The sequence below is a fragment of the Klebsiella sp. YJ genome, from assembly GCF_002108615.1.
GTDB lineage: Bacteria > Pseudomonadota > Gammaproteobacteria > Enterobacterales > Enterobacteriaceae > Klebsiella > Klebsiella planticola.
The window spans coordinates 68,137-82,235 of sequence record NZ_MTEG01000004.1; the positions used below are offsets into that span (position 1 = coordinate 68,137).

Sequence of the window (14,099 nt, forward strand, 5' to 3'; positions counted from 1 at the left end):
ATCGCATATAAGACGCATCTGATGTTAATGACTCTCTTCTCTTCGCGGAAGGTGAAAGATCCTCATCATCCGGCCATTGCGCGCCGGGGGCGGCGTCCAGTACTTTGTCCGCTCCAGGTCCCTGTGAGGCAAGCTTATGCATCTCGATTTTCGCCAGCTGCGCAACTTTGTCGCGTTGGTTGAATACGGTAGTTTTCACCGCGCCGCCGAGGCGGTATGCCTGTCGCAATCGGCCTTCAGCCGCAGTATTCAGTCGCTGGAGCTGAGCGTCGGCCATCCCTTATTCGACCGGCAGAATAAGCTGCCGACGCTGACGCGACACGGGCAAACGCTGCTGCCTTACGCCCGCCGTTTCCAGGAGCTAAACATTGAGCTGAGCAGCCTGCTGGGAGAAACGGACGATAGCGAAAGTGGCGAAGTGGCGTTCGGTTGCGGCCCGGCGCCAGCGGCGCGCCTGATCCCGGCGGCCATCGGTGAGTTTCATCGCCGTCTACCGCAGGCGAGGGTGCGTTTTCAGGTCGATAACTGGTTTGCCCTGCATCACGCGCTGACGACCCAGCAGTTTCCCTTCGTGGTGGCCGACAGCTGGCATGCGGAGCTGGATCCGCAGCTGCGGGTCCAGCCGCTCAGCCCGCAGCGCTGTTTCTTCATCTGTCATGCCGACCATCCCCTGGCGCAGAGCGGGCCGGTGGCTATTGAGGAGATGCTGCGCTACCCCTTTGCCGCGCCCTATCTGCCTCCGGGGGTGCGAAAAGTGCTGGCAACGCTCAGCCAGCAGCAGGATTTCACCCCGGCGATTCAATGCGATCACGTCTACGCCTTGCTGTCGACGCTGGCGCACACTCAGGCGATAAGCTTTGCCAGCGAAGACGGCTTCGCCCTGTGCCAGCACAGCCATCGGCTGGTGAAGCTGGAGCTCAGCAACCTCCCGGAAGAGTGGCGGCTGATGCAGACCCGCTTTGCGGTGATCTCCCCGGTTCATGCCGCGCTTTCGCCGCTGGTCGCCAGGTTTATCGATATTATCCTGCATACCGACCGCCAGCATCAGATCCCGCTGCTGGCGCAGGAGGAGGGGGCTTAGCCGGCGTCCGCCGCCTGGCCCTGGCTATCATACTGCGGCCAGTGGTTTTCCAGCTGCAGAGTCTTCAGCGCCCGTTCGACAAACTGCCCGTCTGCCCACTGCGTCACCGCAAAGGCGTTGCGAATGAGGCGACCGCTTTTGGCCTGCTCGACGCTGCTGCTGAAGCTGTCGGCCAGGAAGGGGTCGATGCGCGGCGAAGTGCTGAAGTTGAGATCCTGCGGCTGCAGATCCTCAAGGAACAACGCCTGCGGAATTTGGCTCTGCTGCGCCATCTCCGCCGACCAGGCCTCGCGATTCGCCGGGTTGCTGATTTCCGCCGCGTTTTTCACCAGCACGTCAATAACTTGCTGGGTGGCCTGCGGCCAGGCCTGAATAAAGTCCTGAGTTCCGAGAAAAGCCGCCTGGGTGGTATTCTGGCGACCGGAATCACCGCTTTTCAACACCACGTCAATCTTATCGCCGCGCAGCGCCAGCAGCGAGACGCCGCCCCACACCGCATCCACGCGACCGGCGGCCAACGCGGCTTTCCCGGCGCTCCAGTCCAGATTAATGACCTGCATATTGCGTTCGCTAAGTCCGACGGTCTGCAAAGCGCGATCGAAGGCCAGCTGGTCTGCGGTACCGCGATACACTGCCACGCGTTTCCCTTTCAGGTCCGCCAACTGTTTAATCGCCGATGCTCTGGTGACCGCGAGGTAGGATTCCGACCCGCGGCTGCCCAGCAGCAGACGGGTTGGCAGGCCGTTGGCTTTGCCGATAATCGCCGCCAGATCGCCGAGATAGACAAAATCGAGCTGCCGGTTGGCCAGCGCTTCATTCACCGCCGGGCCGGCGCCCTTAAAGAACTGCCACTGCACCTCCACACCCTGTGGTTTAAACACCGCCTCCAGCTGATGACGGATAAACGCCATCCCGACCGGCCCTTCAATAAACGGTTTGCTGCCGGCACTTTGATCCGGCACGCCAATGCGAATGGTGCGCAGACTCTCGGCCTGCGCGCTGGCCATCAGCGTGACCACGGCGACCAGCGCCAGCGCCGTACGGGTAAAAATAGCTTTCATCATTGGTGGTGACTCCCTGAGTTTTTTCTCACCCTAAAGAGGCTCACCGCGTACTGTTAAATGCTTTTATTCGCAGAGCAAAGGCAAAAATAAGCTAAATCAGAGCCCGCCTGTCCGCCAGGCTGAGATGCATTTGTTGCATCGGGATTATTCAGCAAACGCAATGACGACAGACGGTGAGGACGGTTTTATAGGGTGATGATTTCACTCAAAACGGACCGCTATGTCGCAGATGATCTTGAAAAGACGCAGGTACTCCTGGCCTGCTATCAGGCTAAACGGCTGGCCCCTGCTGCTGCCGGCGCTGATCGCGCTGCTGTGGCACATCGCCGCCGTAAAGCGCTGGATGCCGGAGCAGATCCTGCCCGCCCCGGCGGTCGTCGCCGATACCGCGCTGTCGCTTCTCAGCGGCGATCTGCTGGCGCAATGGGGGTTTAGCCTTCAGCACTTGGCCGTCGGGCTGCTGCTGGGCGTGGCGGCGGGTACCCTGCTGGGGGCGTTGTTTGGTCTCGTACCGGCCGCGGCTCAGCGGATAGAACCGCTATTTTATGCCCTCGCGCAGATCCCCACCCTGGGCTGGATCCCGCTGTTTATGGTGCTGTTTGGCATCGATAACGGCCTGAAGCTGGCGGTTATCGTCAAAACCACCCTTGTCCCGATGACTATCCATACGCAACTGGCGGTCACCAGCGTCTCGCCAGCGCTGGGGGAAGCGGCGCAGGTGATGAATTTTTCCCGATGGCAGCGGCTGCGCTGGCTGGTGATTCCCGCGAGCCTGCCGGGCTGGTTTACCGGCCTGCGACTGGCGTTATCTCAGGCCTGGGTGTCGCTGATTGTTGTCGAGCTGCTGGCCTCGTCTGAAGGGATCGGCTACCTGATGGTCTGGGGCCGCCAGCTGTTTCAGCTGGATATTGTCTTCGTCACCATCGCGGTGGTCGGGCTGAGCGGGCTGTTGATGGAGTGGGCGACCAACCGGGTCTATGCCCGGCTGGTCTTCTGGCCGCAGCCCGCTACCGGGCGGTTGGCCTGGAAGCCGCAGGCCAGCTGGCATGCATTCCAGCTGCCGCTGATCCTGCTGGCGCTGTGGCAACTGGCCAGCGGCTGGGGCTGGATCGACAGCACGTTATTCTCCTCGCCGCTGGCGGTGGCGCAGCGCTTTATGGCCGGAGCGGCCAGCGGCGAGCTGCCCGCCGCGATGCTGGCCAGTCTCGGACGGGCCTTTGCCGGCGGCGCGCTGGGGATCGCTATCGGGCTGCTGTGCGGGTTGCTGCTGGCCCTGCGCCCGCGAGCCGGGCAGATATTGACCCCGACGCTGAACGTCCTGCGCCATATCGCGCTCTTTGCCTGGCTGCCGCTGCTGACCGCGTGGGTGGGCAACGATAACGGCGGCAAAATCGTATTTATTGCCCTGGCTTCTTTCTTCCCGATGTTTTTTAGCACCTTGCAGGCCGTCAGCCAGCGCGATCCGCAGCTTGATGAAGTGGCGAAGGTGCTGCGCTTTGGCCCGTTGACCCGCCTGCGGACGCTGATTTTACCGGGGGCGGCGCCGGGCATATTTGCCGGTCTGCGCCTGGCGTTGATTTATGCGTGGCTGGGCAACATCGGCGCGGAATATTTCATGTCCTCCGGGACCGGTATCGGCAGCCTGATGATCAACGCCCAGCAGCTGCTGGATATGCCGACCATTCTCTGCGGCATGGTGCTGATTGGTATCACCGGCGCCGCGCTGGATAAAGCCGGACGTTTACTGGAATCTCGCGCCACCCGCTGGCGCCAACGGGAGCAACGATGACCGACTCGACCCTGGTCTCTTTTCGCCATGTGCATAAATCCTGGCAACAGGTGACGGCACTGCAAAACTTCAGCCTCGATATCGCCGCCGGCGAGCTGGTGGTGCTGGTGGGTAGCAGCGGCTGCGGCAAGTCCACGCTGCTGCGGATGTTGATTGGCCTGGAGCCGGTGACGCAGGGGGAAATCCGCGTTAACGGCGAGCCGGTACGCGGCGTGGGCAAAGAGCGCGGCATTGTCTTTCAGGAGCCGCGGCTGTTTCCGTGGCTGACGGTGATCGACAACGTGATGCTGGGCCTCGCGGATGAAAAGCTGAGTCGTGGGGTGAAGCGCCAGCGCGCGCTGGCGATGCTGGAGCGCGTGCAGCTACAGGAGTTCGCCCATGCGCTGCCATCCCGGCTTTCCGGCGGGATGGCCCAGCGGGTAGCGATTGCCCGCGGGCTGATCGCCCGGCCGCAAATTCTGATGCTCGATGAGCCTTTCGGCGCGCTGGATGCCCTGACGCGCCATACCCTGCAGCAGGAGCTGCTGCATATTCATCGCCGCACGGGGACCACCACGCTGCTGGTGACTCACGATGTGGAAGAGGCGGTGGCGCTGGCCGACCGGGTGGTGGTGCTCTCTCCCCGTCCGGGACGGATTCGTGAGGTGGTGACGCTGGCGTTGCCCCATCCGCGACAGCGCGATGATGAGTCGTTCTCCGCCGCCTGCCGGCAGATTCGTACCTTGATTACTTGTGCCTGATTTGACTATTTAAGGAGTGACAATATGGGACATCCTTCCGTCTACCCGACCGGCGCCACGCTCTACGATCCGCAGCGCGCGTGGAGCGGATATACCGTTTTTCAGGCCACCGAACGCGGGGCGATTCTGGTCGATATGAATGGCAACGTGGTCCGCGAATGGCCCGAACTGCACGGCTTTCCGAATAAAATCCTGCCCGGGGGGGCGATCCTGGGCCACAGCGGCGAACGCGATCCCCGCTACGGGATGCAGGATATGCTCGACCTGATTCAGGTGGACTGGGAAGGCAATATCACCTGGAAATTTGACCGCTATGAACAGGTGAGCGACCCGGGTCACGCGCCGCGCTGGATGGCGCGCGCGCACCATGATTATCAGCGCGCCGGGAATCCGGTGGGCTATTACGCCCCGGGGCTTGAGCCGCAGGTTGACGGCGGCAACACCTTAATTCTGGCCCACACCAACCTGGTGAATGAAGAGATTTCCGATAAGCTGCTGCTTGATGACACCATTATTGAGGTCGACTGGCAGGGCAATGTGGTGTGGGAATGGCGCTGCAGCGATCATTTCCACGAGCTGGGCTTTGACGAGGCGGCGCGCGCGGCGCTGCGCAATAACCCCAATATGCGCGCCAGCGGCGGCGGGATGGGCGACTGGATGCACATCAACTCCATGTCGGCGCTGGGACCAAACAAATGGTATGACGCCGGCGATGCGCGCTTCCATCCTGACAACATCATCTGGGATGCCCGCGAATCCAATATCATCGCCATCATTGATAAACAGAGCGGTAAGATTGTCTGGCAGCTTGGCCCGGACTACAGCACGCCGCGGTTGAAGCATCTGGGGTGGATTATCGGCCAGCACCACGCGCATATGATCCCCCAAGGATTACCCGGGGCGGGCAATATTCTGATCTTTGATAACGGCGGCTGGGCCGGGTACGGCGCCCCCAATCCGGCGTCGGCGGACGGGGTGAAAAACGCCTGGCGCGACTATTCGCGGATCCTCGAGATCAACCCGGTGACGCTCGATATCGAATGGCGCTACTCGCCGTATGAGGCGGATCTCCCGCAGCCAACCGACTCGTATCGGTTCTATAGCCCGTATATCAGCAATATGCAGCGCCTGGAAAACGGCAATACCCTCATCAACGAAGGCTCCAACGGCCGCATTTTTGAAGTGACCCGCGACCATGAAATCGTCTGGGAGTATATTTCGCCATTCTGGGGCAAGACCTTGAATAACAACATGGTTTACCGCGCCTATCGTATTCCGTATGCCTGGATCCCGCAGCTGGCGCGGCCGTCCGAAGTGCCGATTGCGGCGGTTGACGTGCGGACTTTACGCCAGCCCGGCGCCGCAGCGGCAGGTCCGGCGCAGAGCGTGGTGCGCGTCGCCGGCGTGCAGCCCTACAGTAAGAGCGCCGATGCGCTGTGCGTGGCGACCGATAACGATACCCTACGCCGCAGTCCGAAACTGTTCCGGGTGGCGGAGAGCCGCTTCACGCCGCTGAACGCGGAAAGCGAGCTCTCCGGCGAGTCTGAATCTCCGCTGCTGTTGTTCGTCGGCGCTGAACGCTGCGTCCACTGCCGTAAGCTGTGGCAGCTGCTGGGTCATGCGAGCCTCGCGAACCATCTGGCGGCGCTGGAGACACGCTATCTCGATGCCGATCGTCATCAGCAACTGGCGACAGCGCTGGGGGTCCGTGGTTTACCTGCGCTGCTGATGGTGAAATCGGGTCAGCCGACGGCGCGGGCCCCGGCGGACCTTTCCGTGGAAAGCCTGCTGGACTGGCTGCAGAGCGCGGTGCTGTGACTCCGTCTGGATAGGGCGCGGCTGCGGCGTCAGACCGGGCCGCCGTTCATCTGGCGGACAAACGCGGTGGGCGCCTGGCCGATCGTTTTACGAAACATGCTGGTAAAGGCCGCCGGATGTTCATATCCCAGGCTGAGCGCCACGTCGGTAATGGTTCTGCCTTCCCGCAGCGCCGTCAGGGCGTACATCACGCAGGCCTGCTGGCGCCAGTCGCGAAATGCCATGCCGGTCTGCTGGCGAAACAGGCGATGAAAAGTCCGGGCGCTTTTATTCAGCCTGGCGGCCCACTGTTCCGGCGTGCTGTGAATATCCGGCTGGCGCAGAAAGTCGCTGCATAGCGCAACCAGCGGCGCACTTTGCGGAAGTGGGGTAAACATCGGTAGCGGAGAGGCGGCTTTCAGCTCATGCAAAACCAGTTCGATTAATGCGCCATCATGTCCGTCTTCGTGGTAAAGCAGCGGTAGCTGGCAGGCGCTCAGCAGCAGCTGATGTAACAGGGGAGAGACCTGCAACACCTCGCAGCGTTCTCCGGCACGCGGCGCCGCATCCGGTTCGATGTACAGGCTGTGGGTGCTGACCCCCGGCATCAGCACCCGGTGCGGACGGGTGGCCGGGATCCACACGCCGCTGTAGGGGGGAACCAGCCACTGCCCGTCATCCGTCTCCACCTTCATCAGTCCGTTCATGGCATAGAGAAACTGCGCCCGGCGATGGCTGTGGCGCTCCAGCTGCGTATTCGCCGGGTAATCGCTGCCCAGCGCCAGCACCCGGCGCGGGAGGTCATCGACATCGTTCACCGCAATATTGCGCATGACACATCCTTCTGGCTGAAAATCGTAAGATGATGGCTTTTAATCGTAAGTCAGCCATGCCGCTATTCTATATCGTGATGACTCTGAACGGAGGAGAATCGAATGATAGGCTGGCTTTTTATCTGCGGTGTAGCGTGTGGCGTCACGACCTGGCTGTTTGGTTTTGGCGGCGGTTTTGTCACCGTACCGCTGATCTCGTTTCTGGTGACCGCAGTGTGGGGCGCGCAGAGCGATGTCGGCGGGCAGGCGATGCACATTGCGGTAGCCACCTCTGCGCTGGTGATGCTTTGTGCAGCGCTGCTGGCAACCTGGCGCCATCTTCGCGGTGGAACGCTGCGCTGGCGTCCTCTGCGGATGATGTTCGTGGGCATTGCCCTCGGCGGGATCGCCGGGGCGTTGCTGGCGCTCTCGGCGAACGGGCGGTGGCTTCGCTGGCTGTTCGTCGGCTATCTGCTGGTGACCATTCTCGACTGCTATTTTCGTCCGGGTTTTATGGCCCCTGGCGTCCGGCGTTCTGCGCCGGTTGCCGCGCGCGAGCTGACGACGGGCGGTGTGATTGGCCTGATTGCGTCGTTTCTTGGCGTCGGCGGAAGCGTCATGACCGTTCCGTTAATGCGTCGTCGTGGCGCGACGATGCCGGAAGCGGCGGCCACGGCCAATTTGCTGACGCTGCCGCTGTCGGCGAGCGCTACCGCCACGTGGGTGGCGATGAGCGGCGTGTCGCCCGCAGGGCTGCCGGCAGGATTTTTGGGCCATATCTGGCTGTCGGCCGCGGCGTTGCTGGTCGCCGGGAGCTGGCTGGGGCTGCGGTTAGCTGCCCGTTGGCTGACACGTCTGCCGGATCGCTGGCACGCGCGGATTTACCCGCTGTTGCTGATAGCGGTACTGCTGGTGATGATCTTGCAGGGATAGCCGAAGGGCGACATTTATGCCGCCACGGTTCGCGGCATATCGCCGCCGATCCGCTAATCTGACCCGTTTTTCCTCTCTTTTGCTACCCTTTGTCCGGTGCGCAGGCGAGTCATTCTCCTGTCATCTTGGTTAAGCATGCTCTGGCGAGCCAATTTTGCTGATTAGGGAAAATGAACAATGTCCAAAAATCTGACGATTTTCGATCTGGATAATACCTTGATTAAGGGCGACAGCAGCACGGTATGGAGCCGGTTCCTGGTGCGGGAAGGGTGGGTGAGCGATCCGGCGTATCTGGCGCGGGAGGCGATGCTGATGGACGATTACGATCGCGGCGAAATGAATATCGCCGACTACGTTGCCTTAATCCAGGCGCCGCTCATCGGCGTGCCGAAGGCGGAGGTCGATGCGCTGGTGGCGCGCTGCGTGCAGCAGGATATTATGCCGCGCGTCTATCCGCAGGCGTGGGATCTGCTGCAAACCCTGCGGGCGCAAGGCGAACAGATGCTGGTGATTTCGGCCTCGGTTAGCCTGCTGGTGCAGGCGGTGGCCTCGGCGTTGGGGATTGAGCAGGCGTTAGGTATCGACGTGGAGATGGCCGACGGCGGCTATAGCGGAGTGATTGCCGGTACGCCAAGCTACCAGCAGGGAAAGGTCGTGCGGCTGGCGGCGTGGCAGAAAGCCTGGCCGCACGAGAGCGGCGAGGTGACCTTCTATACCGATTCGATAAATGATCTGCCGTTGTGTCTGCATGCTGACCATGTCCGGCTGGTTAACCCGTGTCCGCAGCTGGCGGCGGTGAATGCCAGCCACAACTGGCCGGTGCTGGAATGGCGGCTCTGAGCAGGTCCCCGCGACCGCAGAAGCCGTAGCCCCGGTAAACGCAGCGCGACCGGGGAACGGGTTACTCCGCTTTGAACAAGGGCACCACGTTGCCGCCAATATAGCGGCGGCGTAACCACGCCGAGAGCGTATCCATCGCCATGACCACGATCACCAGCAGCAGGGTGATAAACATCACCACGTCCCAGTTCCACAGGCGCATGTTTTCCGCATAAATCAGGCCGATACCGCCGGCGCCGACGAAGCCTAACACTGCGGCGGAGCGGGTATTCGACTCAATCTGATACAGGCTCAGCGCCAGAAACGTCGGGAAAGACTGGGTAAAAATGCCGAAGCGGTGCTTCTGCAAGCCGTTGGCGCCCACGGCGGTCAGCCCGCGCCCCGGTGAGCGGTCAACCGCCTCATGTCCTTCGGCATACAGCCGCCCAAGCAGTCCGGTATCCTGCATAATAATCGCCAGCACCCCGGCCAGCGGCCCGAGGCCCACGGCGCGGACAAAAATCAGCCCCCAGATGGCCATATCAATGCCGCGCAGCACGTCAAACAGACGGCGCATCAACAGAGCGATAAATCCGGGAATCAACCCGCGCATAATGTTACGTGCCGCGAGGAAAGAGAGCAGTAGCGCAATCACCGTGGCGGTCAGAGTCCCGACGAAGACAATCGCCAGAGTGATGCCGATTTGCGTGAAGTAGTAGGCAAACGGCCAGTTCAAAAAGTCGTGCCAGACGAACATCCGCAGCAGATAGCGGCTAATTTGCTGCAGGCCGCTGGTGAGCTGTTCGCCGCTGATGCCAAACTGGCTAAAAAACCAGACGTAGTAAAGTAAGCCCGCCAGCGTCAGCAGACCGACGAAGCGCAAATAGCGCCCCTGGGCTTGATACAGTTGTCGATGCTGGCGGCGGCTGGCGGCGACATCCGGTTGGCTTTGCCATTGACTCATTTTTTGCCCTCAAGAACCCACTGTCGCAGGCGGCCGGACAGCATATCCAGCAGCGACACCACGATGATGATCAGCAGCAGCGTGATGCTGACCTGATCGTAACGATCCAGCTTGATGTTGGTCATCAGTTCCTGACCGATCCCGCCGGCGCCCACCAGCCCAAGAATGGTTGACGAGCGAAAGTTAATCTCCAGACGCATAAAGCCGTAGGAGAGAAAAATCGGTTTGACCTGCGGCCACAGCGCGAAGCGAATGCGCTGGATCGGTGAAGCCCCGCAGGCCATCAGGCCGCGTACCGGTTTGTCCTGCGCGCTTTCCACCGCTTCGTAAAACAGCTTGGTCAGGCTGCCGATGGTATGCAGCATCAGGGCCAGAAATCCGGGAATGGCGCCGATGCCGAAGGCCATCACGAAAATCACCGCCCACGCCAGCTCCGGCATGGTGCGTAAAAATGCCACCACCACGCGGATGGCGAAACGCAGCGGCGGCGGTGACCAGGCGTTATTAGCGGCGAGGAACGCCAGCAGCGTCGCAATGACCACCGCAATCAGCGTGGAAGCCAGCGCCAGCTGTAATGTTTCCCAGATCAGCGGCAGTTGAATCGGCAGACGATAGCCCCAGTAGGCCAGCGAGCCTTTGGTGTGGACATCGGCGAACAGAGCGCTGACGTGGAGCGTCGGCAGCGTCTCAAACATGTAATCGAGAAAATTCGGCAGAGAGCGCCAGATAGTGAAGAGATTAAATTCCGCGGCGCTGCCGGCAGCGAAATAAAGTACCAGCAGGAGCACAGACCAGCTAAAGGTATCGCGCTTTTGTCGCGCTCGTACCTGCTGGTAATAACGTTCAAATTCGGTATTCGGCATATTCATACGTCGATGGGTCTTCAGTATGCCGCCGCCTCACGCGGGCCTACGCGGAGGCGGCGTTGGGGCGGGATTAACGGGCGCTGACCAGCTCGCGTTTCATATCGATAATCTGCTGGAAGTCAGCCACGCTGCCCGGGCCGATATGCTGAGTACCGCCCATGGCTTTCACAAAGCAGGCATGCTCGTCGGTATCCAGCTTTTTGATCGCGCTGATGACTTTGGCTTTAAAGTCAGCCGGCAGCGCGTTGCTGACCAGGATCGGCCCGTTGGGGATCAGCGGCGATTGCCAGATGATGCGGATCTGCTTCATCAGATCCGGGTGATCCATACGAATCAGGCGGTTGAAGGCACCGACGCTATAGCCGCTGTTGTAGTCGCCGACCATCGAAGTCCAGGTGACCGCCCCCGCGAACTGGCCGTTCAGCACGCCCAGGATGTCCTGCTCGTGACCGCCAGAGAAGGTCACGCTGGAGAAGAAGTTGTTGTATTTGTTATCTGAAGTGCCGCCGAATTTCTGTTTGAAGGCGTGGTTCGGGATCAGATAGCCGGAAGTGGAGTCCGGATCGGCGAAGCCGAAGGCTTTGCCTTTCAGATCGTCTAACGATTTATACGGGCTGTCGGCTTTGACAATCACCACCGAGTGGTAGCCGCGGGACTGATCTTTATCATCCACGGCGATACCGACAATATCCACCGCTTTCGGGTTATTGATATAAACCGAAGCGTAAGACGAAGGCGACATACTCAGCACGACGTCGACTTTACCGCCCAGCAGACCCTGAATAACGCCGGAATAGTCAGAGGAGTTGCGTAATTTGGTATCGACGTTCAGCTCTTTGTCGAGAAACTGTTTTACACACTGGTTATCACCAATTTGCTGGGTGGCGTTCTGGCCCCCCAGGATCCCCAGGTTTAATTCTTTTGGCTGCTCCGCAGCGCCTGCCTGCCATGCCATCATCATTCCCGCGACCGCGGCGGATATACGAACTGCACCAGTGATGTATTGTTTCATTATCTTGTCCGTGTGAGTGGAAATTAATGCAATTGGCTAATTTCATCCCCGTACAGCTGATGCAGAATATCCTGAGTCAGCTGTAAGGGATGGTCGTCAAAAATAATGTTGCCCTTCGCTACGCCAATAACCCGCGTGCAATACTCTTTCACCAGTTCCACCGAGTGCAGGTTCACCATCACGCTGATGCCCTGTTCGCTGATTTCGCGCAGTACGTTCATGATGCGCTGTGTGTTTTTCGGATCGAGAGAGGCGACCGGCTCATCGGCCAGCAAAATACCGGGGTTCTGCATTAGCGCGCGACAAATCGCCACGCGCTGCATCTGCCCGCCGGAGAGATTTTCGGCCCGCTGCAGGGCATGCGGCAGCATATTCATCCACTCCAGCAGCGAGATGGCGCGCGCCCGGTCGGCGTCAGGGAAGATCTTAAACAGGGATTTCAGCGTTGAAGTCTGGCTCAGCCGGCCCAGCAGCACGTTGGTTAACACGTCAAGACGCGGCACCAGGCAGAAGTCCTGGAAAATCATGCCGCACTTGCTGCGCCAGGCGTTCAGCGCGCGGCCTTTTAGCTTCGCCACATCGTGCGGCATGCCCACTTCCGGGTAGCTGAGGATCTCACCGCCGGTGGCGCTGTGGGTGCCGTTCAGCACATGCAGCAGGGTCGACTTACCGGCACCAGAACGGCCGATCACCCCCACCAGTTCGCCGGCATGGAGATCAAAACTGATGTTATCGAGTACGGTTTGCTGCGCACTGTAAGACTTATTCAGGTTGCGCACGCTTAAGACTTTCCGCTGCCGGGCGGTATTCGGCTGACCAAAATGCGGATAATCGGTGTCGGTTACCGCGGCAAGAGAACTATTCATAAGAGCGTCCAGATTCATCATTAAACTGGGCACTATTAATGGCGTTTTATGTGATCGTTAGATGACGGTAAGACGAAAAAACGGTGAATGGCGAGATTATTGCACCGGCGATAGCGCGGGGAAAAGCGATGGAAGCCGCATCTGGCGCAGCGCGCCAGATGCGCAAAAAGCCCTTTATTCGTCATTCAGCAACGGGCTGACCAGCGCTATGTGGGTTTTGATACCGATGGCCAGGGCATCTTCGTCGATGCGGAAATGCGGATTATGCACGTTCCAGACGGCCCCTTTTTCCTTGTTACCGCAGCCGATAAACAGGAAGGTACCGGGAACCTTTTCCTGATAGGAGGAGAAGTCTTCGCTGCCAAACAGCGCTCGATCCTCCAGCTTCAGGGTCCCCGCCGGGAAGTGGCGTTCGATGGCGGCGCGGGCGATGGCGTTGGTGCTGTCGTGGTTGTGACCGACGGCGTAACCCTGCTGCCAGCGAATGTCGCAGCTCGCGCCGTGGGCGGCGGCAATCCCGTCAATGATGCGCGACATCAGCTGCGGCACCGCTTCGCGGACCTGCTGGTTATGGGTACGCAGCGTGCCGGCCAGGCGGGCGCTGTCAGGGATGACGTTGTAGCTGTCACCGGCCTGGAAGGTGGCGATGGTTAATACCGGCGCCGTACCCGGGTCGATATTGCGCGCTACGATCTGCTGCAATGCCCCGACCATTTCCGCACCGATGGTAACCGGGTCGATACAGTGCTGCGGCATTGAGCCATGACCGCCTTTGCCACGAATGGTGATATCGAAGTTGTCGCTGGAGGCGACGTAGACGCCTTCTTTCAGCGTCAGGGTGCCGACCGGGCTGGTGGGGAAGACGTGCAGACCGAAAATATGCTCCACGTCGTCGACCACCCCCAGCTCCACCAGCTCCCGCGCGCCGCCCGGCGGTACTTCTTCCGCCGGCTGGAAAATAAATTTAATGCTGCCGTGCAGGTTATCGCGCCGCTGGCACAGCACTTTTGCCGCCCCCATCAGCATCGCCGTATGGGCGTCGTGGCCGCAGGCGTGCATCACGCCAGGCACGGTGGAGCAGAAACTCTCGCCGCTCTCCTCCTGCAGCGGCAGGGCATCAATGTCGGCGCGCAGCGCCCACGTCGGCCCCGGATGCGGGCCGCGTAGCACGGCAATCACGCTATTATCCAGCGGGCGGCTAATCTCCAGCCCGGCAAATGACGCCAGCTCGCGGGCGATGTAATCGGCGGTCGGCTTCTCCTGGAAAGAGAGGTCCGGGTGGGCGTGGATGTGGCGACGCCAGCGCAGCGCCTCTTCGGCGGCGGCGGAAATCAGCAGTTCGGTGGCGTGATTCAT

The 14,099-nt window shown here is 60.6% G+C and carries 13 protein-coding genes; 6 read left to right on the top strand and 7 right to left on the bottom strand.

Annotation, left to right across the window (positions count from 1 at the left end; translation table 11 throughout):
• Positions 1–136: 136 nt before the first annotated feature.
• A complete protein-coding gene (locus BV390_RS04485; protein ID WP_085396643.1) occupies positions 137–1,081 on the top strand; it encodes a LysR family transcriptional regulator in 945 nt (314 codons plus the stop codon).
• Here the strand turns inward: BV390_RS04485 and BV390_RS04490 are convergent.
• A complete protein-coding gene (locus BV390_RS04490; RefSeq protein ID WP_085396644.1) occupies positions 1,078–2,145 on the bottom strand; it encodes an ABC transporter substrate-binding protein in 1,068 nt (355 codons plus the stop codon). The genes BV390_RS04485 and BV390_RS04490 overlap by 4 nt on opposite strands.
• A gap of 220 nt (positions 2,146–2,365) precedes the next feature.
• Here BV390_RS04490 and BV390_RS04495 point away from each other — a divergent pair, with 220 nt between their 5' ends.
• Genes BV390_RS04495 through BV390_RS04505 form a run of 3 tightly spaced genes read left to right on the top strand, consistent with a single transcriptional unit; the run spans position 2,366 to position 6,492 of the window.
• On the top strand, positions 2,366–3,934 hold the full coding sequence (locus BV390_RS04495; protein WP_085396645.1) for an ABC transporter permease: 1,569 nt from the start codon (positions 2,366–2,368) through the stop codon (positions 3,932–3,934).
• Positions 3,931–4,674, top strand: coding sequence for an ABC transporter ATP-binding protein (locus BV390_RS04500; RefSeq protein ID WP_032689335.1), 744 nt, complete (start codon positions 3,931–3,933; stop codon positions 4,672–4,674). The genes BV390_RS04495 and BV390_RS04500 overlap by 4 nt, the downstream gene beginning before the upstream one ends.
• Before the next feature lie 24 nt (positions 4,675–4,698).
• Positions 4,699–6,492, top strand: a complete 1,794-nt coding sequence (locus BV390_RS04505) for an aryl-sulfate sulfotransferase (RefSeq protein WP_046853052.1) — start codon at positions 4,699–4,701, stop codon at positions 6,490–6,492.
• A 29-nt stretch (positions 6,493–6,521) separates the two neighbouring features.
• On the opposite strand, the gene BV390_RS04510 is transcribed toward BV390_RS04505, so the two are convergent.
• Entirely contained in the window at positions 6,522–7,304 is a 783-nt protein-coding gene (locus BV390_RS04510; protein ID WP_032689333.1) for an AraC family transcriptional regulator, read from the bottom strand.
• Positions 7,305–7,406: 102 nt separating this feature from the next.
• On the opposite strand from BV390_RS04510, the gene BV390_RS04515 reads away from it, so the two are divergent.
• Entirely contained in the window at positions 7,407–8,216 is an 810-nt protein-coding gene (locus tag BV390_RS04515; protein WP_032689332.1) for a sulfite exporter TauE/SafE family protein, read from the top strand.
• A 177-nt stretch (positions 8,217–8,393) separates the two neighbouring features.
• A complete protein-coding gene (locus BV390_RS04520; protein ID WP_032696588.1) occupies positions 8,394–9,056 on the top strand; it encodes an HAD family hydrolase in 663 nt (220 codons plus the stop codon).
• A 61-nt stretch (positions 9,057–9,117) separates the two neighbouring features.
• Here the strand turns inward: BV390_RS04520 and phnE (BV390_RS04525) are convergent, their stop codons facing one another.
• From phnE (BV390_RS04525) to BV390_RS04545, 5 genes are all read right to left on the bottom strand, one after another.
• Positions 9,118–9,999 (bottom strand): phosphonate ABC transporter, permease protein PhnE, encoded by an 882-nt coding sequence (gene phnE, locus BV390_RS04525; RefSeq protein WP_049266103.1) that lies wholly within the window; start codon positions 9,997–9,999, stop codon positions 9,118–9,120.
• A complete protein-coding gene (phnE, locus tag BV390_RS04530; protein ID WP_032689330.1) occupies positions 9,996–10,868 on the bottom strand; it encodes a phosphonate ABC transporter, permease protein PhnE in 873 nt (290 codons plus the stop codon). Before phnE (BV390_RS04530) ends, phnE (BV390_RS04525) begins: the two co-directional genes overlap by 4 nt.
• A gap of 67 nt (positions 10,869–10,935) precedes the next feature.
• A complete protein-coding gene (gene phnD, locus BV390_RS04535; protein ID WP_032689329.1) occupies positions 10,936–11,877 on the bottom strand; it encodes a phosphonate ABC transporter substrate-binding protein in 942 nt (313 codons plus the stop codon).
• Between the two features lie 23 nt (positions 11,878–11,900).
• On the bottom strand, positions 11,901–12,743 hold the full coding sequence (phnC, locus tag BV390_RS04540) for a phosphonate ABC transporter ATP-binding protein (RefSeq protein ID WP_032689391.1): 843 nt from the start codon (positions 12,741–12,743) through the stop codon (positions 11,901–11,903).
• Positions 12,744–12,917: 174 nt separating this feature from the next.
• Positions 12,918–14,099 carry an amidohydrolase gene (locus BV390_RS04545; protein WP_085396646.1) on the bottom strand — a complete coding sequence of 394 codons (1,182 nt, stop codon included), beginning with the start codon at positions 14,097–14,099 and terminating at the stop codon, positions 12,918–12,920.

Coding starts and splice junctions, on each gene's coding strand:
- BV390_RS04515 (WP_032689332.1), top strand. CDS start 7,407: ATGATAGGCTGGCTTTTTATCTGCGGTGTAGCGTGTGGCGTCACGACC.
- BV390_RS04490 (WP_085396644.1), bottom strand. CDS start 2,145: ATGATGAAAGCTATTTTTACCCGTACGGCGCTGGCGCTGGTCGCCGTG.
- BV390_RS04500 (WP_032689335.1), top strand. CDS start 3,931: ATGACCGACTCGACCCTGGTCTCTTTTCGCCATGTGCATAAATCCTGG.
- BV390_RS04520 (WP_032696588.1), top strand. CDS start 8,394: ATGTCCAAAAATCTGACGATTTTCGATCTGGATAATACCTTGATTAAG.
- phnE (WP_032689330.1), bottom strand. CDS start 10,868: ATGAATATGCCGAATACCGAATTTGAACGTTATTACCAGCAGGTACGA.
- phnC (WP_032689391.1), bottom strand. CDS start 12,743: ATGAATAGTTCTCTTGCCGCGGTAACCGACACCGATTATCCGCATTTT.
- BV390_RS04495 (WP_085396645.1), top strand. CDS start 2,366: ATGTCGCAGATGATCTTGAAAAGACGCAGGTACTCCTGGCCTGCTATC.
- BV390_RS04545 (WP_085396646.1), bottom strand. CDS start 14,099: ATGAATCACGCCACCGAACTGCTGATTTCCGCCGCCGCCGAAGAGGCG.
- BV390_RS04485 (WP_085396643.1), top strand. CDS start 137: ATGCATCTCGATTTTCGCCAGCTGCGCAACTTTGTCGCGTTGGTTGAA.
- BV390_RS04505 (WP_046853052.1), top strand. CDS start 4,699: ATGGGACATCCTTCCGTCTACCCGACCGGCGCCACGCTCTACGATCCG.
- phnD (WP_032689329.1), bottom strand. CDS start 11,877: ATGAAACAATACATCACTGGTGCAGTTCGTATATCCGCCGCGGTCGCG.
- phnE (WP_049266103.1), bottom strand. CDS start 9,999: ATGAGTCAATGGCAAAGCCAACCGGATGTCGCCGCCAGCCGCCGCCAG.
- BV390_RS04510 (WP_032689333.1), bottom strand. CDS start 7,304: ATGCGCAATATTGCGGTGAACGATGTCGATGACCTCCCGCGCCGGGTG.